Origin of the sequence: Bartonella sp. AD13SXNS (assembly GCF_042196465.1) — a bacterium.
Classification (GTDB): Bacteria; Pseudomonadota; Alphaproteobacteria; order Rhizobiales; family Rhizobiaceae; genus Bartonella.
On sequence record NZ_JBHIQI010000002.1, the window covers coordinates 104,259 to 131,038 of the forward strand.

Genomic DNA, 26,780 nt, shown 5'->3' on the forward strand with positions numbered 1-26,780 from the left:
CTTAAATTGTAACAATATTTGCTACAATCAAACCTCTTACACCAAACAAATACACATTTAAAACATCAACAAAAACACAAACACCTAGAACATAATCGCGCTCTTTAAGGAAACCTGATAATCATGAAACGAATCATCAAGTTTTTTCAGTGTATTGATACAATTTGATAGCGCCAGCCCCCCTGATTCAAAAAAATGTACTTTTACCCCAAAAAAAATCAAAAATAAATAAACGCTTCTCTCTAATAGACTCAAGATTAAGCATTTTTTAGTTTCATGCATCACATTGAAAAATTGGGGATATTTTTAAAAGATTTTTTTTTAGAAAAACTATTTTACTTTTTTCGTGTCTGCATTTTTTTCTAAATCATCAAGGCGCCTTTTCAAATCAACATTATCAGCATGAATTTTTAGCACCATCTCCTTAAAAGTCTCAAATTCTTCGCGTGAAACAAGATCAAGTTTGTTTGCTATCTTTTCAGCCTGCACACGAAAAGCTGTTCCAGCTTCACGTCGTATACCTTGCGCAACGCCAGCAGCATCTGTTGCTAATTTCGCTAATTCATCAAGAATACGGTTTGATCCATTACGCATAACATTTTTCCTTAAATTTTAATTATTAACGCACGCATTATATAGCGTATTCTCATAACATTTAGATACTGTAATTTGTTCCTTTTACCCTATTTTCACCCTCCTGTGCAGATCTTTTATAACGATTTTGTTTAATTTTTATATTCCTTTTATTACCATATTTTTTTACCACGATAAACTAGTGGAAATCTATTGCCCTTTCTAACTTGCCTCTCTCCTGACTTGACCATTGTGCATTCATCTGTCATTTCTGATCATTAGAGTCACTTCATATTCATCTCATATAATGTAAAATGCTTAATTCATGAACAATCTCGCCTGTCCAGCCATTGCTTTTCCGTCTTTTCTTGATCCTGTCATTATCCAGCTAGGTCCTATAGCACTTCATTGGTATGGACTTGGTTACGTTGTGGGTATTCTTTTTGCTTGGTGGTATGCGCAAAAATTGTTAAAAAAAATATCTCTATGGCATAAAAACCACCCTCCTATGGATAAAGAGAAGCTCGGAGATTTTGTTGTTTTGTCTGCCATCAGTATTGTTGTTGGAGGACGTTTAGGACAAGTCCTTGTATGGGATCCTATTTACTATTTTAACCATCCAAGTGCCATCATCGCCATATGGAATGGGGGAATGTCCTTTCATGGCGGACTCATTGGCATTACCATTGCAATGATCTGGTTTGCTCGTAAAAATCATATCGATATACGAGCCATGTTTGATATCATTGCTGCGGGTGCTCCTATTGGTATCGGCATTGTACGAATCTGCAACTTCACCAATCAAGAATTATGGGGCAATATTACCACATATCCTTGGGCTGTTTGTTTTCCTCTCGACCCTTACTATCTACCGCGCCATCCAAGCCAACTTTACGAAGCATTCATGGAAGGATTTCTTCTCTTCATCATCCTGTGTCTTCTTATTTTTGGTTTCAAAGCATTAAAACGTCCCGGTACTGTATCAGGAATATTTATTATAGGCTATGCAATAGCGCGCAGCATTTCTGAAATTTACCGTGCACCTCAAGAAGATCCAGAATGGTTTTCCACCCTTTTCCATTCTACTGGTTTTACCTATGGCATGGCTTTATCTCTTCCCATGCTTCTTGTAGGGTTTTATCTTCTTCTCCACGCCTTTAAATATAAACCGACAGAAAATGGCCAATCTCAAAGAAAAAATTAAAGAAATTATTGCCCTTAATGGACCAATCACTGTTAGCCAATATATGACGTTGGCAATCACCGATCCCCAATTTGGTTATTATCACACACAAACCCCTTTTGGACATGCTGGTGATTTCATTACAGCACCTGAAATAAGCCAATTATTTGGAGAGATGATTGGCATTTGGACTCTTGCAAGCTGGAAAGCTCAAGGGTGTCCTCATCCTTTTATCCTCGCTGAGATAGGTCCAGGACGAGGAACTTTGATGGATGACATTTTACGAACCATCCAAAAGCTCTCTCAAACGGCATTTAATGCTGCTGAAATTTTTCTGATCGAAATAAGCCAAAAACTCGCAAAAGAACAAAAAAAACGTCTTTTCTCTTATCAAAAACAAATCCATAGCATTGAAAATTTTAATCAAATTCCTCCAAAACCTCTCTTCCTCATTGCTAATGAATTTCTCGATACACTCCCTATCAACCAATATATTAAAGTCAATGGAGAATGGAAAGAGCGCCGCATTACAGTCAATCAAAATGGAGATTTCATCTTTATTGCTGCTCCGCATAAACTTCCCTCTTCTTGTCTACAAACCTATTGTTCTAAAGTGCCTGACGGAACAATTTTTGAACATGCGCCCTTACGGCATCAATTCATGCAACAAATCAGCCACCATTTAGTGCAAGTGACAGGTTCTGCTTTACTTATTGACTATGGTGCTTGTGAGCTTGCCTTTGGCGATACCTTGCAAGCACTCTCAAAACATAGATTTCGTGATGTTTTTGATGCCCCTGGTCAACATGATTTAACATCCCATGTTGATTTTTCTTTTTTAAAAAACATCGCTCTTAAACAGGGCTGTTTTGCTGAAATCTTCGAGCAAGGAGATTTTCTTTTTAAAATGGGGCTACTGGAGCGTGCAAAACAGCTTGGAACGGGAAAAAGCGCTCCTTTGCAAGACAAAATCCGCCAAGACATTGAACGGCTCGCTGGTCCAGATCAAATGGGAAAATTATTTAAAGTTTTATATTTCAGTGATAAAAATATCCCCATACCTCCTCAATTTTAATGATCGGCGCTTTTGTCAATAAGCACATCATTATCTGAAATATTCATTGACAAATATGAGCATCTCCACCCTCACTTCAAATAATCCCCATAAGGAACTTTTATGAAACCTACCCCTCATCCTATCCTCGCAAAAAACCTTTCTACTTTACACACCCATGGGATAAAACATGGATTTTTTACACGACAAAGTGGTGTTTCAAAAAATCTTTATCATAGCCTTAATGTCGGGAAAAGTTCAAATGATCAACCTGAACATATCGTACAGAATCGTCTTTTGATTGCCGACTATTTTTCTATTGAGGTACAAAATTTAGTCACGGTCAATCAAATACACTCCTGTAACGTTGTTGTAGCTCATCAAGCAATTATCGGTGAACCTCCTAAAGCTGATGCTCTTGTTACGACCACACCAGGACTCGTTATTGGGGTTCTTACAGCAGATTGTGGACCTATTCTGTTTGCTGATCCACAAGCCGGTGTCATCGCTGCAACTCATGCTGGCTGGCGAGGAAGCTTAAATGGAATTATCGAGAAAACAATTGCTGTTATGGAAAAGCACGGAGCTAAAAGACAATCAATAACAGCAGTTCTTGGACCTTGTATTGGTCCATGCCACTACGAAGTAACAAGTGAATTTTATAACCAATTTATGGAGTGCCATAGCAAATTTCAAAAATATTTTTTAAAAACAGAAAAAGTCAATCATTTTCGCTTTAATCTATGGGCATTTATTATAAATCAACTCAAAGAAGCAGGCGTTAATGCTTCTTGTGTAGAGCTTTGTACCTATCAAGATGAACAGCATTTTTTTTCTTATCGCCGTGCAATACACCGCAACGAACCCGATTACGGACGGCAAATTTCTGCTATTATGCTGCAATAAGTATTTTTGTCTCACAAAAAGATCAAACCTGCAAACAAAATAACGCCAATAAAAAATAAATAAGCTCTTTATGTACTATGTTTTTTCATAAAAATTCTTATTGGCTACACAAGGTATAAAAACTGTAGTGATGAGAAATAAAAACTACAAGACTTTGATTGATAATAATAATTTACTATTTTGTATGTTGAATGAGAGACCCGAATATCGCAAGATTCTCTCATTTCAAACCTGCTTATCTTGAATCAATCAAAACTATTCGCTTGCACATTACAAGCGGGGCTGGCGTATGGATAAATTTATATAAGAAAGGACTAAAATGGCTCTTATGAACCGTCTTAATGCAAGATCTGTCGCAACATTGGGAGCAGGCAAATATAACGATGGTGCCGGCTTGTTACTCCATAAGCGCACGCTTCTTTTCAATGTTTGTTTATAATGTGCTTTAACAAGGAATTATTTAAACATAAAATATCATTAGAGCTGTTTTCTATATCAAGTCATTATAGAAAAGACTAAATTGGATGATTAAAAATATCTTCACTGCCTTCACGACATCTACAAACAACAACACATCGTTTTAGAAAACACCTAAAGATACCAACAGAAATAAAAAACATGACACGCATCATGATAGGCAAGAGTATATTTAAAACGAATAATATATAGAGATGAAAAATATTTTTAAATTATGCAATAAAATTCATCGTGCTATGAACTGTCTCATTTTTAAAATAAAAGAATATATGCATTTAAATGAGATTTTTTAACAAAACTCTTTAAGCAATCTCATTAGCCAATAATCAAAACAGATAAATGGATAAGTTTTTCTCTATCACAGATACCCACCGTGCAAATAAATCACATCCTTTGTTTTTCTTACAATTTCAAGAATAAACTCTACAAAAAACAAAAATTTTTGAAAAAAGAAAACACACCGTATAGCTCTTTAACAATAATCAATAAAATTGTAATGGTTTTGTAATTGTTTTCTTGCAATTTAATAAAAAGAAATTAAAAACCGTTTCGCATTCTCACCATAATTATTCAGAGGTTCTACTATGAAACTTTTCTGCGGAAATTCTAATCCACGCCTAGCTGAAGATGTTACAAATTATTTGAACATTCCCTTAGGCAAGGCAACTGTAAAGCGTTTTGCTGATCAAGAAATTTTCGTAGAATTACACGAAAATGTACGTGGACAAGATGTTTTTGTTTTGCAATCCACATCCTATCCCGCAAATGATCATTTGATGGAATTGCTCATCATGATTGATGCCCTTCGTCGTTCTTCTGCGCGTCGTATTACAGCGGTAATACCCTATTTTGGCTACGCCCGCCAAGATCGAAAACCTGGACCACGAACTCCCATTTCGGCAAAACTTGTTGCCAATCTCATTACTGAAGCAGGCGCTCATCGCGTTTTAACATTGGATCTTCATGCAGGACAAATTCAAGGTTTTTTTGATATCCCTACAGATAATCTCTATGCTGTTCCTGTCATTTCTCGCGATGTCAAAGTGAATTATTCTCTTGAAAATGTTATTGTTGTTTCACCTGATGTGGGTGGTGTAGTCCGTGCTCGCTCGCTTGCCAAGCGCTTGAACAGTTTGCTCGCTATTGTAGATAAACGTCGCGAACGCCCCGGTGAATCAGAGGTGATGAATATTATTGGAGATGTATCGGGAAAAGATTGTCTTTTGCTTGATGATATTGTTGATTCAGGTGGAACTTTATGCAATGCTGCAAGTGCTTTGCTTAAACATGGTGCCAATAGTGTCACGGCTTATATCACGCACGGCGTTCTTTCTGGTAATGCAATCGAACGAATTACCAATTCAGAAATGAAGGAACTGGTTATTACAGATTCAATCATGCCAACACAAGCCATTGAGGAAGCACATAATATTCGTGTTTTACCCATTGCCGATCTCATTGGGGAAGCAATAGCAAGGACAGCAGCAGAACAATCCGTTTCAAGCTTATTTGGTTAAAGTGGTTCCTTGGGATCTCCTGGTGCTGTTTCAACACCAAGATCAGGAAATGCAACAATGCGTTGGCCACTAAAATGCGTATGAATAACAATGAGACCGCGTTCTTCAAAGTAGGTTAAAAGCCGACGGACGCGGCTTAAAGAATGAGTCCCATAAAGACGTGCTAAAAATGCATCGGATGGACAAGGTTTTCCGCCCAATGCGGCTTGAGCCACGTTCAAGAAGACTCCTTGAACATCTTCTTCCAAACTTTCTGATATCTGCAAAATATGTTTCCAATGTTCACTGACAGCCGTTTGTTCATCAACAAAAGCCTGAGCAATAGCCAATTTACGCCGAAATTGTGAAAGATTAAAAGGAACCTTTGACATACCATGGATACGGCAACGAACTGAAAAATCTTGATAAAGCACCGCTGTTGAACGATAAAAAGCCTCAGAATCCTCAAGAACTTCCCGAATAATATGTTCTGCTTGGCCGTCACGCTCAACATCAGAAAGTTCAGGAAATAAACTCAAGTTTTCTTCCAACAGCTCTTGTTTTTTATGTACTACCTCCTCTAACATCTCGTGCATTGATTTTTCCCTCATCGGCTCTCGTGTTTGTTTAAATGGCGTTAAAATTTCCTCTGGTGAAGCAGTAAAAACGAGCTCTTGCACATCATCCCGCTCTGTTGGAAGTGGCATTAATTTAGGACTAGAAGAGCGTGCCAAAGTTTCAACAGAACCAATAATGATTGGTAAGGGACGTCGTGATAAAGCGGGACCTAAAGCGATAAAATTTCCCCGCTCAAGATCTCTAAACATTTCTGCTTGACGACGCTCCATTCCCAAGAGATCAGCAGCACGCACCATATCAATATCTAAAAAAGTCCGCCCTATTAAAAAGTTTGAAGCTTCAGCAGCAACATTTTTGGCAAGCTTAGCCAAACGTTGTGTCGCAATAACACCAGCAAGACCACGTTTACGTCCTCGACACATAAGATTGGTCATAGCACTAAGAGAAATCTTACGTGCTTCATCAGAAACTTCTCCTGCCGCAGTTGGAGCAAACAATTGTGCTTCATCGACAACGACAAGCATAGGATACCAATAATCACGTTCCACATCAAACAGTGCCCCAAGAAAAGCCCCAACAGCACGCATCTGTTGTTCAGTATCCAAGCCTTCAAGATTAAATACCACTGAAACTCGATGTTGTCGAATGCGATGGGCAATACGAGTCAATTCTAATTCACTACGTTGAGCCTCTACAATAACATGACCAAATTTATCTGCCAAAGTTACAAAATCGCCTTCTGGATCAATTACACAATGCTGCACCCACTGAGCACTTTGCTCCAAAAGACGGCGTAAAAGATGTGATTTTCCTGAACCAGAATTACCTTGTACAAGAAGACGTGTCGCCAATAATTCTTCCAAGTCAAGAAGTGCTGGCATCGATTTATGCAAAGCACGACTCTCTGATATCTCACCCAAGGCAATCTCAACCTTCATAACATCTCCAGTGTTTGATTTTGAACATATCAGCGCATATTGGTTGATTCTCCATCCCGTACCATAATGTGTAACATTTCCTCTTTTTTAACGATAGAAATCATCGATTTTTCCCACAACTCTTGCATCTATGAATAGTTTGAATTATAGAACAAACTTCTGCGTAGACACCCTTGGAGGCAACGCAGAATGGAGCAATCGCTGCTTATCAGCGCATATCTTCATATCCATGCAAAAACTATTATTGTTTTTGAAGGATCTCCAATCATGTAAAAAGGACTTAAATTATGAGCAAAAGCTACACTCTTAAGGCCGAAAAACGCGAGCGGGTTGGTAAGGGGTCCTCCCGTGAACTTCGCCGCAACGGTCTTATTCCTGCTGTCATTTATGGTGAAAAACAACCACCTTTGGCAATAACAGTTCCCTATAAAGAAATTTTCTACAAAATTCATGCTGGTGGCTTTCGCACCACCATTGCAACGATTATTCTTGACAAGCAAAAAATTATGGTTTTGCCAAAAGATTATCAATTAGATCCCGTGCGTGACTTTCCCCTCCATGTAGACTTTTTGCGCATTTCAGCAAAATCCGTTGTAGAAGTGAATATTCCTGTCCACTTCCTCAATGAAGATACAGCACCTGGACTTAAAAAGGGTGGTGTCCTCAATATTGTTCGGCACGAAATTGAATGTACAGCTCCAGCAAGTGCTATTCCTGAAGCTATTGAAATTGATCTCTCCAGCTACTCTATCGGTGATTCTATTCACATTTCAGCAGTGCAACTGCCCAAAGATGTGACTCCCATCATCCAAGATCGCGATTTTACCATTGCAACCATTGCAGCTCCTGCTGGCATGGATATCAGCGATGAAACCTCTGAACAAGAAAATGATGATGAAGACACGCAAACTTCATAAAACTCAAAAGGCGGAAATTTTTTCCGCCTTAATTTATGAGACATTACCTTTACTCATACTTTGACTGAAGATACACATGTGGCTTATTGCTGGTCTTGGCAATCCTGGTTTACAATATCAAAATAACCGCCATAATATCGGTTTTATGGCTGTTGATGCCATTTACCAATCTTTTTCTTTTTCTCCATGGTCGAAAAAGTTTCAAGCAGAAATCTCCAATGGTTTCATAGATAATGAGAAAATTTTTCTTATAAAACCGCAAACTTTTATGAATTGCTCTGGTCAAGCGATCGGTGAAGCTTTGCGATTTTATAAATTAGATTTGAAGAATTTGATCATCATTTATGATGAGTTAGACCTGCCTCCGGGAAAAGTCCGTGTAAAAATTGGTGGAGGAAATAATGGACATAATGGTATTAAATCCATTGATACCCATTGTGGTACTAATTATTGCCGTATACGCATAGGAATTGGTCATCCTGGAAGCAAAGAACTTGTTCATCAGCATGTTTTAGGAAATTTTACCAAATCTGATCAAGAATGGCTTCCTCCTCTCTTAGAGGCAATTGCAAAAAATACTTCTCTTCTCATAAAAGATGACAAATCTCTCTTTATGAATGAAATTTCACAAACAATAAAAAATAAGAACTAACCCTAACAGCTTATTTCTCTCATCAACAAAAAAATCAACCCTTCTCTATAGAATCTTTACATATAACTTATTGATTTATAAAAAATTAATTGTTTTATATTCTTGAATAGAAATGCCAAATATCACAAGATTTATTTTAAATCTATTGATAATGAAACAATAAAAACCATTGGCTTACACCTCACAAGTTGGAAGACATATGGATAAAAACTTTTGAAAAAAGAAAGAAAAATGCCTCTTATGAATTTCCTCAAAGGCAAAATCTGTTGGGAAAATATGAAAACTAGAAAATAGAATAATGATATTTGTACATATCTTTTGAAACAGAGAAGAGGTCTATACTCTTTTTTGAAGAAAGAGAAGATTGAACAGCAAACCAAAATACTCAATGGTCCTCTCCAATCTTCTCCCTCAAATTAAAAATCATCCGGCTGAATGGTTGATTGTAGTGGATCGTAGCCATTTAATTGCTGACTGTAAACTGTAGGGTTACTCCTATTGTTTTGCAACACCACAACACGCGAACCAACGGGAACACGATTATAAAGATCAATAATATCTTGATTGAGCAAACGGATACACCCACTTGAAATAGCACGCCCAATTGACCAAGATTCATGTGAGCCATGAATACGGAAAAGTGTATCTTTTCCATTTTTGAAAAGATAGAGTGCCCGTGCGCCCAATGGATTATCGGGGCCTGGAGGCATTCCTTTCCCTAAATGACCATAACGTTCTGGCTCTCGAGCCATCATTGCTGCAGTAGGAGCCCAATTAGGCCACCGACGCTTGCGCTGTACAACCCCTTCACCTTCAAATGCTAGTCCTTCTTTACCGACTCCAATCCCATAACGTAAAGCTTTCCCATTTTCACCAATAAGGTAAAGAAAACATTCTTCCGTATCTATAACCAATGTTCCAGGAGGATAAGATGTATAATAAAGCACTTCTTGTCGCCAAAACTTTGGATCAATTGTCGCAAGATCAACAGCAGGTAACAAATAAGCCTCATTCGTTACAGGACCGTACAAAGCCTGTATCTCTGGTGGAATGTATCGAATTTGTTGAACAGGAACCGACGATATATCTGACGGATGTGTAGCACACCCAGCCAAAGCTAAAAGTGCTAAAATTAAAAAGGTACAACGAGATAACACTCTTCTATTTTCTCCGATTAATTACTTATGCAGATTTCCGTACCACAAAAAACTTAGCACACTATTAACACTAATTTGAAGTTCTCTTATTCTTGAAACTAAGAAAGTAATTAAGATAAGAAGAATTTTAAAAGATAAAAAAGTAGATTGTCTGTTATTGTAGACTTTTTTCTCATTTATTGCAATACAAAGACTATAACTCTTCTGAAAATATGCTATAAAAAAGAAGCTTTATCTTGATCATAAAATCAATAGAAAAGAAAGACTCTCATGGGCTTTAAATGTGGTATTGTCGGATTACCTAATGTTGGGAAATCAACTCTTTTTAATGCATTAACAAAAACAGCCACTGCACAGGCTGCCAATTATCCTTTTTGTACCATTGAACCCAATACCGGTGAAGTTGCTGTTCCAGATTTACGAATGGAAAAAATTGCATCAATTGCTGGTTCAAAAGAAACGATTCCTACACGCATTAACTTCGTTGATATTGCGGGGTTGGTACGAGGAGCCTCAAAAGGCGAAGGTTTAGGGAATAAATTTTTAGCCAATATCCGTGAAGTCGATGCCATTGTCCACGTTTTACGCTGTTTTCAAAACGAAGATATTACCCACGTAGAAGGACGTATTGATCCTGTTAGTGATGCAACAACGGTTGAAACCGAACTCATGCTTGCAGATCTTGAAAGTCTTGAAAGACGAATCGTACAAATCCGTAAACGGGCAACTGGAAAAGACAAAGAAGCCCTTACAATTCTACCCATTATGGAAAAAGCATTAAACATACTGCAACAGGGAAACCCTATCCGCTTATTACTCAAAGATATCTCTTCTGATGAACAGAACATTCTTAAAAGTTTAAATCTTTTAACCTCCAAACCTGTACTTTATGTTTGCAACGTAAGCGAAAATGACGCCGCTCATGGCAATAGTTTTACCCAAACAGTTGAAAAAATGGCAACAGAGCAAAATGCGCAAAGCATTATCATTTCGGCTTCTATCGAAGCGGAAATCACGCAACTGAGTGATGCTGAAGCCTCAGAATATCTCAATGCTCTAGGACTCTTTGAACCAAGTTTAAATCGCCTTATTCGCGCTGGTTATCATTTACTTGATCTCATTACTTACTTCACCTGTGGACCTAAGGAAACGCGAGCATGGACAATTGCGCGTGGTACCAAAGCTCCCCAAGCAGCTGGCGTTATTCACTCAGATTTTGAGCGCGGCTTCATTCGTGCACAAACCATCAGCTACAATGACTATATTGCTCTGGGTGGAGAAAGCGGTGCAAAAGAGGCAGGCAAAGCCCGCGATGAAGGAAAAGAATACATCGTGCAAGACGGTGATATTATGTTATTTAAACATAATACTTAAATCTTCACTCTCCTTTAATATTTTATCTTGAAAATTTTGTATTAAGTTCATGAGAGCTTACCGCAAAAATTCCCAAAGGTCTCCTGAACAAAAAACAGGTGCTATCATTATTGTGACAGCAACTGTTTTATCCATTCAAGAATGGAAATATAAAATTAGCGCGTCCACCGCCCTTCGTATTTAAATGTTGGAGCGTCCTTTAAAGAATCTTTTGTCGCATTTGTAATAAGTTTCCACTTACCATAATCATTTGTCATCTGGATTGTTTCTGGAGAAACGACCACATAACTCTCCCCTATACCAAGGAAACCACCAACTGCAACAACAAATCCCGCAATATTATTTTCACGTAAAATAATATCTTTTACTTCACCAATATTTTCATCTTCTATATTATATACCTTAGCACCTATAAGGCTAGAAGCAACAAAATCCGTTGCTAAAGGTGTTACATAACGCACAGAATTATCTATCCCTACCTGTACAATACCTGTCGAAGAAATCATTTCAGGTTTAGAAGGTCCTTCAAAAGACTGCGCATAAGTACTAGAAATCATCAAAATTGACATAAGAGTAGTACATGCAATTTTTTTCATTTTAACATCTCCGTTTTTACTTTGCTTTTACTTTATAAAACCTCAATGCATTATAAACAGATTTGTTCCTTATGTTTTTTATACTCTTTCAAAACCAGTCGCCTTATCCTTCTTACTTTATTTCATCTTTTGTTTCTTTCTCAAACTCTTCTTCTAAACTACGCCAAATACGACCTTTTAAAATATAAACAAGCCCTGCAAAAATGATTAAAAATAAAATAACACGAAAACCGGTTTTTTTACGAATTTCCATATGAGGATCGGCAGCCCACATCAAAAAAGCAGAAACATCACGGGCGTAATGTTCAATGGTTTCTGGGGTTCCATCTTCATAAGCAACCACACCATCACTCAAAGGAGGTGCCATAGTTAAAAAATTACTGGCAATAAAATAAGGATTATACCAATAACCATCAGCAACTTTTACCTTCTTCGGCGCTTCCTGATATCCTGTTAAAAGAGCTGTAATATAATCTGGACCAGCCGTATCATAATGAGTCAAAACATCCGTAATTAAAGCAGGAAAAGGTAAAGATACACCACGTGCACGTGCCATCAATGACAAATCTGGAGGATAAGCACCATTCAAAACCTGTCTTGCTTCTTCTTCATACGCAAAGGGAGAAGGAAAATAATCCGTTGCAACCCCAGCACGTTTAAAAAATTTTCCTTCTCGATTAGGACCATCACGCACTTCATACTGCCCCGCCAAAACTTTAATCTGTTCTTGATCATACCCAAGAGCTTTTAAATTGCGAAAAGCCACATATTTTAATCCATGGCAGCTGGAACAAATTTGTTTATAAACCTGTAACCCACGCCTTAATTGCGCCTTATCATAAAGCCCAAATGGCCCTGAAAAACTCCATTCTTGTTTTTTCGGAATCCGTAAAGGAAAAGAACTAAATTTCTCCTCTTGATCAGATTGATCAGAGGCATTACTGGCTAAACTCTGAACAGAAAAGCTCATAGTAATAATAACAATCAATCCAACAAAAATATTTACCATAATCTATTTTTTTTCTGTTTCAGATCTTGCATAATTGAAGAAGGAAGAGAATAATTTTTTTCAAACGTGGGCAAAATCGGCAAAATAACCAAAAAGAATATAAAATAATAAACCGTAGCCAATTGTGTCCATAAAAGAATTTTGTCACTTATTTCTCTTGACCCCAACCAACCAAGAAAAACGACATCAATAACCAACGCCCAAAAGAAAATTTTATAAACAGGTCGATATCTTGCTGAACATATTTTAGAGCGGTCTAACCATGGCACAAAAATTAAAATGCAAATCGAACTGACGAATAAAACAAAGCCAACAAAGTTTGAAGAGAAAATACCAATATCAAAAGTTATAGCACGAAGCATCGCATAAAAAGGCAAAAAATACCATTCTGGAACCACACGAAGAGGTGCCTTTAAAGGATCTGCCACACTATAATTTTCAGCCTGCCCCATATAATCGGGCATATAAAACAAAAACCAAGCAAAAAAGATCAGAAAAACAGTAATGGCAAAAATATCTTTGATCAGTGCATAAGGCGAAAATGGAACCGTTTCTTTATCTGACTGTATAGCAAGACCCGTTGGATTTCCTTGCCCAACACAATGAATTGCCCAAATATGAAGCCCCACAAAAAGAAGCAAAACAAATGATAAAACATAATGGAAAACATAAAAACGATTCAACGTTGGTTGTCCTACGACATAACCACCAAGAAGTGTCTCATGCAACCATGACCCCACTAAAGGAATCGTTTTAAAAAGCCCTGCAATCACTGAAGCAGCTGAAATAGACATCATCCCCCAAACAAGCACATAACCAAAAAACGCTATTGCCATCATGATGATATAAATAAAAATACCTGTGACCCATACCATTTCTCGCATATTTTTATAAGAACCATAATAAAGTCCGCGCGCCAAATGGATATAAACGGCAATAAAAAAAAATGAAGAGCCTACACAATGCCATGGACGAAAAAGCCAACCAAATTGCCCTTCACGCCGAAAACGTTCTCCCGTTTCAAAAGCCAAATGAATATCTGGAACATAATGCATTGCTAAGACAATACCGGTCAAAAGCTGTGACACAAGCATAATGGTCAAAATACCGCCAAATGTATAAAAGTAATTAAGATTACGCGGAACAGGAAAAATCACAAATGCATTATAAAAAAAACGAGGAAGAGGAAAACGCTTATCAAACCAACGGGCAAGTGCATTTTTAGGACAATAAGGAGAAAACCTTGTCATAACCTTATCCTATTTTGAGCAAAGTATCAGAAAGAAATTGGTAAGGAGGAATAGCCAAATTATAGTTAGCTGGACCCGACCGCACTCTTCCAGCTGTATCATAAACAGACCCATGACATGGACACAACCACCCTCCAAATTTCCCAGATTGCCCAAGTGTTACACAGCCTAGATGCGTACAAAGATTAATAACAATAAGCCAATTTTCACGTCCTTTACCTGCTGAACGCGCAAAATCTGTTGCTTCCTTTTCACCTTCAAGATTAGGATTGCGCGCTTGACGATCTTTTAGAAGTCTCAATTCAGTAGCGCGCGCATCAGCAATTTCTTTTGCCGTACGATTTCGAATAACAACAGGCTGTCCTCGCCACTTTACCGTTACCGACATCCCCTCTTCAATACCAGAAAGATCAACCTCAACAGAGGAAGATGCCAAAACAGCTTCATCTGGACGAAACTGACGGACAAAAGGCCACGCAACCACCCCCATTCCAACTGCTCCTGCAACAGCTGTTACCAAAAACAGAAAATCCCGTCTCGTCTGCTTACCCATTGCCTTAACTTAAAGAGACATTTTGCTAAAATATTTTTTTAACATACCCTCCCCCATTGTACAATGCCTGATCATTCAGTTGCCTTAACCATGAAATTGTCCCCGTAAAAAACTCTTGCCATTTGTATGGTTTATACAAAAAACTGTTTTATAATGATAATTCATCGTTTTACAGAGTGAATGAAATCCCTAAACACTGTGAGTTTCTTTTATTTCAAATCTATTCATATTAATCAATCAAAAATACTCCCCCGCCCGTGAAATCAGAGATAGCATGTAAATAAACACTCCTAAAGAAAGAAACATAGTCTTGTTATGACCATATCTCAGTAAATAAGTTGAGCTTATCGGTTATTTCTTTAACATATTTACAGCATCTCTCCCTCCCTCAATTCCAACTGGTTACATGAGTATTTTTTTCGCTTCTGTTTTTGCATAAAAAGCATATTTTGTTGATTTTAATTAAAATGGATGATCTAATCTTATTAAATATCCTACTTTTCAACATGAGCCAATCCATTTCATGGATCGCTCAATAAAATGAAGTCCCTAATAGGGAGCTTTTCTCTTATCCCAAACAGACCTGTATACATAACTTTTCCCTGAAATTTAAAGGGAATAAAAATGAACCGTAAAAAACATGTATTTCTCAAAGCATATTTTTCGAATAAATTGTGGTGCTTCTTTACAAAGTCGAAAGAAAAATCATATTATAGAGAACATGACACTTCATATAGCTCTTTTCCAACCTGATATTGCTGGTAATACTGGAACGATTTTACGTCTTAGCGCTTGCTTTGGTTTACATGTGCACATTATTGAACCTGCAGGCTTTAATCTGTCGGATCGTAATCTCAAACGCGCAGGATTGGATTATCTCGAATATGCTTCCTTAGAACGACACATTGATTGGCAACATTTTATAAGCTCCATGAAACACTTTAACCGCCGCCTGTTGCTTTTAAGTACAAAAGCAAAAACATGCTATACGCAGATATGCTATCAAAGAAATGATGTTTTACTTTTTGGTCGTGAAACAGCTGGCGTTCCCGATTATGTTCATGAAGCGGCCGATTACACATTAAAAATTCCCATGCAACCACAGGCACGCTCTCTAAATCTCGCCATGAGCGTAGCCATAACAACAGGAGAAGCATTACGCCAAATTGGTTATCATGAAAGAAACTGTAATCTATAAAAACATAAATTATCACGAAAAACAATAATACAATATATAAAGAACAGTTAGAGCGTATAATGCCTATCATTTTCCAACAATTAAGTGCTGGTAAAATAAACATTTCTTAGTGCCCATCACATCCATTTTATATCACCTCATATCACCACCTATGAATGATTAAATACTCCTCATAGTAAAAATCCAGTGAACATCCCCCTCTTTATGGTCATACAAGGTGCAAACCGCTACCACTATTCTCTTTATTCGTTCTCATTTTCGAGAATCCTTATCTTTGAGATGATTCATAAGAGACATTTTTCCTCTCTGTAATCATTTTTCCTCACTTGTGACGTGTAAGGCAATAACTTTGATTGATGTAATATGAACAGGTTTGAAATAACCTTACAGTATTGTGAACTCTTATTTCACATGAATAATGATTATTATAAATTAATATATTGACTTAAAAAATATAAACAACAGTGAGTTTATAAACAGAAATATTATAAATCAATTTTTTCTAATAGTGCATGACGATCCATTAAAAATCCGCTTTCAATCCATATCATTTCTAGCTCTTTAAGCTTTTTTCCTAAAAGTACACCTTTTGTAAAACCTTTCTTTATTAAATCGTTACCATTAATAGGAAAAGTTGGAATTTGCCATTTTTGGGCAAATTGATAAAGCTTGACATAACCCTCTGCTTTTTGCAAAGCATCACTTTTTTCCAGATGATCAAGATGTGATGCAGCGACAGACAACGATAATTGATCTAAAACTGGCTGTCGTCCATGAAAATAAATCAGTTTTTGCACAAAATGATCAGAACAGTTTTGGTTTATTATTTCTAACTCTGCCCATTCTTTTAATCGCGTTGTTTCCTTATGGGAAAAACGCAAGCGCTGTGCCATTTCATGAAGACGTACGGTGTCAGGAGGAAGAAGGCTTTCTAGCCGTAATAATGGATCAACTTTCCAACCAAGAGCCTGTTCCGTTTTCACCAATGCGTGAATTGCATCAATGCCCCATTTTTCTGTTTCAGGAAAAAGGAGTGTCAAAATTCTGCTTTGTCGCATCCATAAAAGAGCACGCGTTGGATCAAACGCCGTAAGAAGCTTTTTCATTTCTGCCCAAACACGCTCAGAGGAAAGTTTTTTTAAACCGTGTTTTAAACGAACACATGCCTTCAATCCTTGCACATCAGGGCGCCCCGCTCCATACCACGCAAAAAAGCGAAAAAACCGTAAAATACGCAAATAATCTTCGCAAATGCGATCTTCTGCAACCCCAATAAAACGAACTGTTCGGCTAGCTATATCACTCAAACCTCCCACATCATCATAAAGGTTGCCATAAGCATCACAATAAAGTGCGTTTATCGTAAAATCCCGCCGTTCAGCATCTTTTTTCCAATCACGACCAAAGGCCACTTTTGCATGACGACCATCCGTTTCAATATCGCAGCGAAGCGTTGTAACCTCATAAGAACATGAATGAGCAACCACTGTTATTGTACCAAAAGCAATCCCCGTAGGAATAGCTTTAAATCCTGCTTCTTCTACACGCGTGATAATCTGTTGTGGCAAGCAGGTTGTGGCAATATCAATATCACTAATAGGTTGCCCTAGCAGTTGATTACGTACCGCTCCCCCTACAATACGCGCCTCTTCGCCCTCCAAAGACAAAACACGAAGAAGCGTTTGGATATCGCTTTGTTGCAACCACGCAACCTGTTTGAAGTCCTGCTTCATATTCACCCTTTAACCTTTCAAAAAATCTGTCTTTATTGCTTTAAAAAACTCTCTTCATAAAATAAGCTTTTTAAGATATCCCTTATAAAAAACACGCCTATTCCTTCCAAAGAAACTGTTCTCTTCTATACACAGAATATGAAAAAAACGGTATATGATACTTCTTTTCTTTTCATTTTCTGTTACAAACAATAAGATATCCATTATCATGCAGAGAAAATTACTATTTTTGCGACAAACACCTTAAGGAAAAAATATGAGTCAACGTGATCTGTCACCCAATTCTGTGAAAAAGGTTAACACCAATCATGAGGCCCAAGTAATTATTGATGATATTGATACAGCCCATAAAGAATTGGATATTCTGCAACAAGAAATTGACAAAGTTATTTTTGGGCAAAGTCATGTGATTGAATATGCTTTAGTTGCTATTTTTGCTGGTGGTCATGCTCTTCTTGTCGGCGCTCCAGGACTTGCTAAAACACGTCTTGTTGAAACATTGGGAACAGTTTTAGGGCTTGATGAAAAACGCATCCAATTTACTCCTGACTTAATGCCATCGGACATTATTGGTTCTGAAATTATGGATTCCGATAAAGAAGGTAAACGTTCTTTTCGCTACGTTCAAGGTCCTATTTTCACGCAACTTCTCATGGCCGATGAAATCAATCGTGCCTCTCCACGAACACAATCAGCTCTTTTACAAGCTATGCAAGAATATCATGTTACCGTTGCAGGTACCCGTTATGATTTGCCACAACCTTTTCATGTTCTTGCAACGCAAAATCCTCTCGAACAAGAAGGAACCTATCCACTTCCTGAAGCACAATTGGATCGATTTTTAATGCAAATCGATATTGACTATCCTGATCTTACAACAGAGCGGCGGATTATTTTAGAAACAACAAAAGAAAAAAAATCAAATGCAAAACCAATTTTATCCGCCAAAAAATTGCAAAAAATTCAAAATATCGTTCGTAAAATGCCCCTTTCAGAAAATGTTATCGAGGCTATTTTAAAAATTGTCCGATCCGCGCGCCCTCATAAAGACAATGGCCTTGCCAATACTTATGTTTCTTGGGGCCCTGGTCCACGAGCATCACAAGCCCTTTCACTTTGTGTTCGCGCTCGTGCTCTTTATTATGGACGCTTAGCTCCCTCACTTGACGATGTTGAAGCATTGGCTTATCCCGTATTACAACACCGCATGGCGCTCAATTTCTCCGCACATGCTGAAGATATAACCGTAAAAGATATTATCAATAACCTTGTGAAAGATGCTCTTTGAATGGCACTTGGCAAAAAAGTTTTACAAAAGCCTCCATTGTTGTTGGCAGCTGAAATGCATAAGGATATTGGCAAAATGCCCTATCTCCTTCTACAAGCACGTCATATCGCCAATACACTGATAACCGGATGGCATGGACAACGTAAACGTGGTAATGGAGAAAATTTTTGGCAATTTCGTCCCTATGTTAAAGGAGAATCTATTACCCGCATTGACTGGCGTCGTTCAGCACGGGATGAAAATACGTATCTACGTGAGCATGAATGGCAAATGACACAAACCGTTTGGCTTTGGCCTGATCAAAGCGCATCAATGCATTATTGTTCACGCTTTTCTAAAATCTCTAAAGGCAATCATGCCATCATTCTTACCCTTGCCTTGGCATCACTTCTTGCACGCAGCGGCGAACACATCGCTATTCCCAACTTAATGCCTCCCACAATGGCATCCAATGTCGTAGAACGAATAGCCTTCGCTTTAGAAAATCATTCAGATGAAAATTCATTTCCGGATTTTTCAACGATTACACGCTTTTCACATGTCATTATAATAAGTGATTTTCTCGACCATCCTGAAAAAATCATCCAACATTTAACCGTTTTAACTACAAAAAAGGTGACAGCGCATTTAATTGAGATTGCTGATCCCGCAGAAGAAAATTTTCCCTATGCAGGTCGTACAGAATTTTTTGATCCTGAAACGAAAGAGAAACATGTTTCCACTAAAGCAGAAGATCTTCGTAACAGCTATTGTAAGCTGTATCAAGCACGGCGACAAGAATTGGTAAATTTTTGCGCACGCCAAGGATGGTCTTATCACGTCAATACAACAGATCAACCTTTAACAGAAACCATTTTGCATCTTGCAAATATAATGGGCGACTCTCCATTGCAAAAAAGGAGGGCACTTTGAGTTTTGCTGCTCCCTTTGTGTTACTAGGGCTTTTGTTCCTACCGGTTATTTGGTGGCTATTGCGGATAACCCCTCCATCTCCGCGTAAAGAGCTTTTTCCTCCTTTACGCCTCTTACCCAAACCAACTCATCAACAAGAAACCGCAAAACATACACCTTGGTGGTTGCTCTTGTTGCGTTTAACCATAGCGGCACTTGTTATCATAGCTTTAGCCCACCCCACTTGGAATCAAAAACCAATAAGCTTTTCCGGGTCTCAACCCCTTGCACTCATTATTGATAATGGTTGGGCATCTGTAAAAGAATGGAAAAAACGCATCTCTATCGCTGAAATGCTCCTTGCACAAGCAGAAAAACAGCAAAAAAATATTTATCTTGTTGCAACGGCTGAAAATGATATCTCCAATATAGAGCCTCAAGCAGCAAAGATTATAAAACAGCATTTAATGCATTTGCAACCGCATCCTTGGCCTGTCAACCGTGTGCATGCCTTCAAAAAACTCAGCGAAATAACCAAAGGAAAACCTCTTGATATTGCTTATTTAAGTGATGGATTACAAACAAATGAAGATGAGCAAGCTTTTGCTCTTCTTGAAAAATTAAAACCTAGAAACTTCTTATGGTATTTGGCTGATATTTCCGATTTAACCGGCATAACATCTATAGAAAATAACAATGGAAACATGGTCGCGCGTATTATCCGCTCAATAACACACGGCAAAACTCCCGCTACACTCAGCCTCTACGATTCAAATAATCATCTTCTCGGTCAATTTACGAAAAATTTCTCTGAAGGAGAAACAACAGCACTTGTTCCTTTTGATATCCCACTTGAAATCCGCAATGATATCGCTTGGATAAAGATGAATAATCAAAACCATGCTGCCGCAACCTTCTTGGTGGATAGCCATAGCAGGATAAGCCGTGTTGCTCTTCTCTCACCAGATACCAATGAAATGGCACAGCCTTTACTTGCTCCATTTTATTATATTATCAAAGCATTACAAGGTCATACACAGCTTATAACAGCCGGTGGAAGAGAGCTTTCAACGGATATTGATCATTTGCTTAAACAAAATCCATCTGTTTTGATTATGGGTGACATTGTTAACATACCCCCAAAAGCAGAAAAAAAACTTTCTGATTTTGTGAATAAAGGGGGAACACTCATCCGCTTTGCAGGAGAAAAACTCAGTAGCGCAGAACATTACGATAACCTTCTTCCGATACCACTGCGCCCAGGTCAACGTTCCCTTGGAAGTATTATGTCTTGGACAAAACCACAAAAGCTTGCACCTTTTGCAAAAAATAGCTTTTTCTTTGATCTTCCTTTTCCAGAAGATGTTACTGTCTCTCGCCAAATCTTGGCAGAACCAACCCCAGATCTTTTTGAAAAAACATGGCTTAGCCTTTCAGATGGAACCCCTCTTGTTACAGCAGAAAAACGTGGTAAAGGAACCCTCATTCTTATTCATATTGCCCCTGATCCTACATGGTCTAATCTTCCTCTTTCTGGCTTTTTTGCACAAATGTTGCAAAAACTAATCACATTAAGCACCTATGAAAATACAAACCCAACACATAGAGAAAAAAGAACAGTGGTACAAAGCCCTTGGCGAACTATAGCAGCTGACGGACAATTACAAGTCCCGCCCTCTGATGTTATTCCACTGGTCTTTGATGCTCAAAATCCACCCCGTCCTTCCTATCATACTCCACCAGGACTTTATGGTGTCAAAAACGATTTTTATGCGCTTAATCTCTTAACTCATTCATCGCGCTTGGTGAAACAATCATCATTGCCACCTTCTCTTAACAAGAGTCCTTTATCTTACGATACAAAAGAAAAAAATCTTACCGGTCCACTTTTAGGATTAGCCATCTTATTATTCGCCTTTGATAATTTTCTCATTTTATGGATGGGAGGTATTTTTTCTTTCAATAAACGGCATAATATGTTTTTCCTCCCTCTCATAATTCTTATTGCCTTGTTTGCATATGCTCCAATTCTTCATGCACAAACGACAGAAAATCATCATGATAGTGTACAAGCCGCTGGCGCAACACATCTTGCCTACGTTATAACCAACAATCGTGAAATTGATACAACGAGTAAAAGTGGTCTAGAAGCCTTAAGCCAATTTATCGCAGAGCGCACAATGCTCTCCCCTGGCTCTGTTACAGCACTTGATCTCGATAAAGATGAACTCTCCTTTTACCCTCTTATTTACTGGCCAATTGATATTGAGAGTCCTATACCAACTCCCAAAAGCCTTGAAAAAATAAATAATTTTATGAAACATGGGGGAACAATTTTATTTGACACACGCGATCAGATAAAGAGCAACCTTAATCTTGAAGGAGATGCCACTCCAGAAACGCAAAGATTACGAACCATCTTAAAAGGATTAAATATTCCATCCATCGAGCCAGCATCAACAGATCACGTTGTTGCACGTTCCTTTTATATTATGCCAGATTTTCCTGGTCTCTACCGTGGTTCACCTTTATGGGTTGAATCCTCATCAACAAACAAAAAAAATAAAAATTCTCTTGCCAGTGGTGATAACGTAAGTTCCCTTCTCATCACCGCCAATAATTTTGCCGGTGCTTGGGCACTCGATGAAAAAGGAGCATGGAAATATCCCCTTGTTCCCAATGATCCAATGCAACGTCTATGGGCATTTCGCGCTGGTTTAAATATTGTCCTTTATGTGCTTACAGGAAACTATAAAGCGGACCAAGTTCATGTTCCAGCGCTCTTGGAACGCTTTAAAAGAGAAAGAAGGCAATGATACCATTTTTCACTTTTCAGCCTTTCTTACCACTCTTTTGGATTCTACTTTTAAGTGGAATCTCCTTTCTTTTTGTCGGTGTTAATCTTGTTACGCAGCGTCAAGGCTCTTTATTTCGTCTGATGGCATTAAGCTCCCTCATCCTTGCTTTGCTCAATCCAATGATCATAAAAGAACAGCGCGAACCACTGAAAAGCACAGTAGGTATTGTCATTGATCGCAGCAAAAGCCAAACATTTGGAACACGGACAAACGATAGTAATGAAGCACGCACGCAATTAATTAAAACATTGGCGCATTATCCACAATTTGAACCACGCTTTATTGAAGCTGGAAAACTTGCTGATAATCAATATGCGCCCTCAACGAATTTGTTTGATGCTTTAACACAAGCACTATCTGATGTACCGTTCTCTCGTTATGCAGGAACCATTTTTATCACCGATGGACAAGTGCATGACGTCCCTGACCTTTCAGATCTTTATCATGACGCACCTCTCAATGCTCTAATCACAGGACACTCAAATGAATTTGATCGCCAAATAAAGTTTATTTCTCCTCCACGCTTTGCCCTTGTCAATAAACCACAAATGCTCTCTATTTTGGTAGAAGATAAAGGCATCCCCCAAGAAACAATACCACAGAAAGCCAATATTACGGTAAGTGTCAATGGACAAGAAGTTGGCCATTATTCTGTGACTCCTGGAATCATTTTTCAAACTGAAATTACCCTTCCTCATGCTGAAAAAAATATTATCCAAGCGATAACAGATCGATACAAAGGTGAACTAAGCTTTGAAAACAACCGTGCCATAACAACCATTGAAGGAATCAGAGAAAATTTACGCGTTCTTCTTATTTCAGGTGCCCCCTATAATGGAGAACGGACATGGCGTGACCTTTTGAAAGGTGACTCCAATATTGATCTTGTGCACTTTACTATTTTGCGTCCCCCCACCAAAGCAGATAATACGCCCTTAAGCCAATTATCCTTAGTGGTCTTTCCCACAAGAAAACTCTTTGTTGAAGAGATTAATAACTTTGATCTCATCATCCTTGATGGCTACCAGCACTCTGCTGTTCTACCCTTAATCTATTATGATTATATCGCCCAATATGTACAAAAAGGTGGTGCATTGTTGATGGTAACAGGACCTGAATTTACCCAAAAAAACTCACTTGCAAAAACACCTTTAATAAGCATTCTACCGGCATTGCCCAATGGAACTATTATTGAAAAACCTTTTCGCCCCACATTAACCAAAGAAGGTGAGCGCCATCCTGTCACAAGGGGTCTAGCAACACTTAACTTTCCCGCTTCTCAATGGGGACAATGGTTGCGACAAATTGCTATTCAAAATATAAACAACGGAATCGCCCTCATGAAAGGAGCCAATGAACAACCACTTTTAATTCTCTCCCATGTTGATAAAGGGCGTGTAGGCATATTGCTTTCCGATGAAAGTTGGCTTTGGGCTAGAGGTTTCGAAGGCGGAGGTCCTTATGCTGCTCTTTATCGACGAATTGCCCATTGGCTTATGAAAGAACCAGAACTTGAAGAAGAAAAATTAAGTGCGACCAGCAGTAATCATCATTTAACAATTCGCCGCCAAACCCTCAAAGAGCGTCCAGAGCCCGTCGAAATAATCTTTCCCTCTGGAAAAAAAGAAAATATTACTCTCACCAAAGAACAAGAAGGCCTTTTTACTGCAACTGTGACCACTAATGAGACAGGAGTTTTTACCATTAAAAATGGCGATTTAACAATACTTTCTTCTGTAGGGATGCTCGATAATCTTGAGTTGTTTGACTTGATTTCAACACAAGAAAAACTAGCCCCCATTATTAAGCACACTGGTGGCTACATCGGACGTTTACACCCTGAGGGAAAAGAAAATTTTCATCTTCCTCCATTCAAGCTGATTCAATCAAAAACAAATCCGTCCTCTTCCCCAGCACATTCAATTGTTCTGAAAGAAGCGACCGAAACCCGTTTAATCAATACCTTTTATTTTTCGATATTTTCTGGCTTTTTTGCACTGCTTGCCTGCCTTTTACTGTTGAGCAGCATGTGGTATCGTGAAGGTCGTTAAAAAATCTGAAATTTAGTATAATTGGTTTTTTTAAATTGAGTTTATCCTTTTACGTGTTTACGTGTCTTTTATAATTATAAAACAGTTTGATTGATAATTATAATTTGTATTTTATATTGAGTAATAACGCCAAATACAGGGGGATTTTTCTTATTTCAAATATCCATTACATCAATAAAAATCATTCTCTTGCGTATTATTAAAGAGATGCTGTATGGATAGAAACCATTGAAGAAAAGAGTGAAATACCTCTTATGAATCCTCTTAAAGCAAAGCAAGGATTTTCATAAAATTGGGGGAAAATAGTATGATGTTTTTTTTTACAAATATGTGAATCTACAACACAATGATATTTTATTAGGGATATTCTATTTGGAACATTCCGCTTGAGACATTCTTTTTTGCAAGCTAATTTTCATTTTACAATCTTTCTTGCCTTTAAGCACTAACTTATCTTATGTTTATTCTTTAAATCGTTTTTAATACTTTACGAGCTTTTATGTTTTATCTTGCCCATATATCGGATGTACATCTTTCCCCTCTCCCGCAACCTTCCCTTTTTGAACTTTCTGGGAAACGTCTTACCGGTTATCTGAATTGGCAAAAAAAACGTAAGGGGCAAATGGCAACAAATGTCTTAGAAACTTTAATGGATGCCTTGAAAAAAACAAAGCCTGATCACCTTGTGATCTCTGGTGATCTTGTCAATCTTGCTCTCGATAAGGAATTTGAACAAGCGTATCGTTGGCTCCTTAACTTAGGACAACCCCAAGATATTTCTTTGACATTTGGAAATCATGATGCCTATGTCCGCGGAGCTTTATCAAAAGCATGTACCCTCTTTAAACCTTGGATCACAGGTGATATCCCTCAAAAAAGCGCCTTTCCTTTTCCTTATATGCGCATTCGCAAAGATGTCGCCATCATAGCAACTTCTTCAGCCATCGCGACACCACTTTTTCAAGCTTCTGGTTATTTTGGTAAAATGCAAGCACAAATTTTACCGCTCTTTTTAAAGGAAGCAGCACAACACAACTTTTTTCGTGTCGTCATGATTCACCATCCCCCCTTTCCCAAAGCAACATCTTGGCATAAAAAACTACGGGATATAAAACGTTTTCTAGACGTTATCAAAGATCACGGTTGTGAACTTATTCTTCACGGACATACTCATTTACCCACATTGAATTACATCGAAGGACCAATTAAAAAAACTCCTGTTGTTGGTGTCCCTTCCGCATCACAAGCTTTTGGTGATAAAAAACCACCCGCAGGCTTTAACTTATTTTCCATTGAACGCTTACAAAACCAATGGCATTGCCAGTTGCAACGTTATAGCATTATTAACCCTCAAAACGAGATCGCATGTACCGAAACAATTACTCTTTAAACGCTTTGTAAAAACGCTTCCAAAGTTGCCCCAACAACCAAAAACGAAAATATTTTTACTTTATATTCCCTTGCAAAACATAATTTTATTTCCCTCCTTCTCTTAACAAAACAAAGTTTTACCTTTTTTATCGATAGATCAATTTCTCTCAGAGAGCTCCACATGCTAATTACTTATGTAATTTATTTTACAAACGTACCGGTTGCCTTCCTTTCTTAAAGAAGGAAAATTTCTACTACAACTGATCTATAAATAATCCGGATTCTTGTCGAACGAATTCCACCTGCTCATCGCACATGTAATTTACCTCACAAAATTCTACAAACAAACCCTACTTTGAATTTCATCACACAATCCCCCAAAAGCATCTAAGACATAAAACCCTCATACCACCACCTTAGGTGATGATATTTTATAGCATAAAGCATAATAGAATAATAAAGAAACGCATTCAGCTTCTATGCCTGAATACCAATACCATAAAAAGCCAAATAATAACTAAAGTATATAATTTAAATAACCTAACCTACTTGTGATTCATAAACAAATGATGTTGATTGATTTATCGTAAATAGATTTGAAATGATCCATTACTATTTCACTCGAAATTTATTATCGTACATTAAAAAATTAGGAAAAATAATAGATTATATTTCG

Annotated in this window: 21 protein-coding genes; 13 read left to right on the top strand and 8 right to left on the bottom strand. The window is 37.9% G+C overall.

The window, feature by feature from the left end; genetic code table 11:
* Positions 1–330: 330 nt before the first annotated feature.
* Positions 331–594 carry an accessory factor UbiK family protein gene (locus tag ACFIMQ_RS02485; protein WP_375616075.1) on the bottom strand — a complete coding sequence of 88 codons (264 nt, stop codon included), beginning with the start codon at positions 592–594 and terminating at the stop codon, positions 331–333.
* 304 nt (positions 595–898) lie between these two features.
* Between ACFIMQ_RS02485 and lgt the strand changes: the two genes are divergently transcribed.
* The 4 genes from lgt (at position 899) to ACFIMQ_RS02505 (ending at position 5,710) form a co-directional block, all read left to right on the top strand.
* Positions 899–1,777 carry a prolipoprotein diacylglyceryl transferase gene (lgt, locus tag ACFIMQ_RS02490; protein WP_375616074.1) on the top strand — a complete coding sequence of 293 codons (879 nt, stop codon included), beginning with the start codon at positions 899–901 and terminating at the stop codon, positions 1,775–1,777.
* A complete protein-coding gene (locus ACFIMQ_RS02495) occupies positions 1,752–2,831 on the top strand; it encodes a class I SAM-dependent methyltransferase (protein WP_375616073.1) in 1,080 nt (359 codons plus the stop codon). The genes lgt and ACFIMQ_RS02495 overlap by 26 nt, the downstream gene beginning before the upstream one ends.
* 102 nt (positions 2,832–2,933) lie before the next feature.
* Positions 2,934–3,716, top strand: coding sequence for a peptidoglycan editing factor PgeF (gene pgeF / locus ACFIMQ_RS02500; protein ID WP_375703313.1), 783 nt, complete (start codon positions 2,934–2,936; stop codon positions 3,714–3,716).
* 1,061 nt (positions 3,717–4,777) lie between these two features.
* Positions 4,778–5,710 (top strand): ribose-phosphate pyrophosphokinase, encoded by a 933-nt coding sequence (locus ACFIMQ_RS02505; protein ID WP_375703314.1) that lies wholly within the window; start codon positions 4,778–4,780, stop codon positions 5,708–5,710.
* Here ACFIMQ_RS02505 and ACFIMQ_RS02510 read toward each other — a convergent pair.
* Entirely contained in the window at positions 5,707–7,206 is a 1,500-nt protein-coding gene (locus tag ACFIMQ_RS02510; protein ID WP_375703315.1) for a helicase HerA domain-containing protein, read from the bottom strand. The genes ACFIMQ_RS02505 and ACFIMQ_RS02510 overlap by 4 nt on opposite strands.
* Before the next feature lie 287 nt (positions 7,207–7,493).
* On the opposite strand from ACFIMQ_RS02510, the gene ACFIMQ_RS02515 reads away from it, so the two are divergent.
* Both ACFIMQ_RS02515 and pth read left to right on the top strand, forming a co-directional pair.
* Positions 7,494–8,123 carry a 50S ribosomal protein L25/general stress protein Ctc gene (locus tag ACFIMQ_RS02515; protein ID WP_375616070.1) on the top strand — a complete coding sequence of 210 codons (630 nt, stop codon included), beginning with the start codon at positions 7,494–7,496 and terminating at the stop codon, positions 8,121–8,123.
* 76 nt (positions 8,124–8,199) lie between these two features.
* Entirely contained in the window at positions 8,200–8,775 is a 576-nt protein-coding gene (pth, locus tag ACFIMQ_RS02520) for an aminoacyl-tRNA hydrolase (RefSeq protein ID WP_375616069.1), read from the top strand.
* 416 nt (positions 8,776–9,191) lie between these two features.
* On the opposite strand, the gene ACFIMQ_RS02525 is transcribed toward pth, so the two are convergent.
* Complete coding sequence (locus tag ACFIMQ_RS02525; RefSeq protein WP_375616068.1) at positions 9,192–9,932, bottom strand: L,D-transpeptidase; 741 nt, start codon at positions 9,930–9,932, stop codon at positions 9,192–9,194.
* 270 nt (positions 9,933–10,202) lie between these two features.
* Here ACFIMQ_RS02525 and ychF point away from each other — a divergent pair, with 270 nt between their 5' ends.
* Positions 10,203–11,306 (top strand): redox-regulated ATPase YchF, encoded by a 1,104-nt coding sequence (gene ychF / locus ACFIMQ_RS02530; protein WP_375616067.1) that lies wholly within the window; start codon positions 10,203–10,205, stop codon positions 11,304–11,306.
* 155 nt (positions 11,307–11,461) lie between these two features.
* Here ychF and ACFIMQ_RS02535 read toward each other — a convergent pair whose 3' ends face one another.
* From ACFIMQ_RS02535 to petA, 4 genes are all read right to left on the bottom strand, one after another.
* Positions 11,462–11,902: a PRC-barrel domain-containing protein gene (locus ACFIMQ_RS02535; protein WP_375616066.1), complete on the bottom strand. Its 441-nt coding sequence runs from the start codon at positions 11,900–11,902 to the stop codon at positions 11,462–11,464.
* A 112-nt stretch (positions 11,903–12,014) separates the two neighbouring features.
* Positions 12,015–12,911: a cytochrome c1 gene (locus ACFIMQ_RS02540; RefSeq protein WP_375703316.1), complete on the bottom strand. Its 897-nt coding sequence runs from the start codon at positions 12,909–12,911 to the stop codon at positions 12,015–12,017.
* The gene (locus ACFIMQ_RS02545) at positions 12,905–14,161 is read right to left on the bottom strand and encodes a cytochrome bc complex cytochrome b subunit (protein ID WP_375616064.1); all 1,257 of its coding nucleotides are present in this window, start codon (positions 14,159–14,161) and stop codon (positions 12,905–12,907) included. The genes ACFIMQ_RS02540 and ACFIMQ_RS02545 overlap by 7 nt, the downstream gene beginning before the upstream one ends.
* 4 nt (positions 14,162–14,165) lie before the next feature.
* Positions 14,166–14,714, bottom strand: a complete 549-nt coding sequence (gene petA, locus ACFIMQ_RS02550) for a ubiquinol-cytochrome c reductase iron-sulfur subunit (RefSeq protein ID WP_375703317.1) — start codon at positions 14,712–14,714, stop codon at positions 14,166–14,168.
* A gap of 721 nt (positions 14,715–15,435) precedes the next feature.
* Between petA and ACFIMQ_RS02555 the strand changes: the two genes are divergently transcribed.
* Positions 15,436–15,912 (top strand): tRNA (cytidine(34)-2'-O)-methyltransferase, encoded by a 477-nt coding sequence (locus ACFIMQ_RS02555; protein ID WP_375612986.1) that lies wholly within the window; start codon positions 15,436–15,438, stop codon positions 15,910–15,912.
* A gap of 485 nt (positions 15,913–16,397) precedes the next feature.
* Here the strand turns inward: ACFIMQ_RS02555 and ACFIMQ_RS02560 are convergent, their stop codons facing one another.
* Positions 16,398–17,651: a CCA tRNA nucleotidyltransferase gene (locus ACFIMQ_RS02560; RefSeq protein WP_375703318.1), complete on the bottom strand. Its 1,254-nt coding sequence runs from the start codon at positions 17,649–17,651 to the stop codon at positions 16,398–16,400.
* A 250-nt stretch (positions 17,652–17,901) separates the two neighbouring features.
* On the opposite strand from ACFIMQ_RS02560, the gene ACFIMQ_RS02565 reads away from it, so the two are divergent.
* The 5 genes from ACFIMQ_RS02565 to ACFIMQ_RS02585 all read left to right on the top strand — a co-directional run bounded on the left by ACFIMQ_RS02565 (position 17,902) and on the right by ACFIMQ_RS02585 (position 26,123).
* Positions 17,902–18,933 (top strand): AAA family ATPase, encoded by a 1,032-nt coding sequence (locus tag ACFIMQ_RS02565; protein ID WP_375703319.1) that lies wholly within the window; start codon positions 17,902–17,904, stop codon positions 18,931–18,933.
* On the top strand, positions 18,934–19,845 hold the full coding sequence (locus ACFIMQ_RS02570; protein ID WP_375703320.1) for a DUF58 domain-containing protein: 912 nt from the start codon (positions 18,934–18,936) through the stop codon (positions 19,843–19,845). It abuts the gene before it with no gap.
* A complete protein-coding gene (locus ACFIMQ_RS02575) occupies positions 19,842–22,640 on the top strand; it encodes a DUF4159 domain-containing protein (RefSeq protein ID WP_375703321.1) in 2,799 nt (932 codons plus the stop codon). The genes ACFIMQ_RS02570 and ACFIMQ_RS02575 overlap by 4 nt, the downstream gene beginning before the upstream one ends.
* On the top strand, positions 22,637–24,733 hold the full coding sequence (locus tag ACFIMQ_RS02580; protein ID WP_375703322.1) for a glutamine amidotransferase: 2,097 nt from the start codon (positions 22,637–22,639) through the stop codon (positions 24,731–24,733). Before ACFIMQ_RS02575 ends, ACFIMQ_RS02580 begins: the two co-directional genes overlap by 4 nt.
* A 499-nt stretch (positions 24,734–25,232) precedes the next feature.
* Positions 25,233–26,123, top strand: a complete 891-nt coding sequence (locus ACFIMQ_RS02585; protein ID WP_375703323.1) for a metallophosphoesterase family protein — start codon at positions 25,233–25,235, stop codon at positions 26,121–26,123.
* The last annotated feature ends 657 nt before the right edge of the window (positions 26,124–26,780 follow it).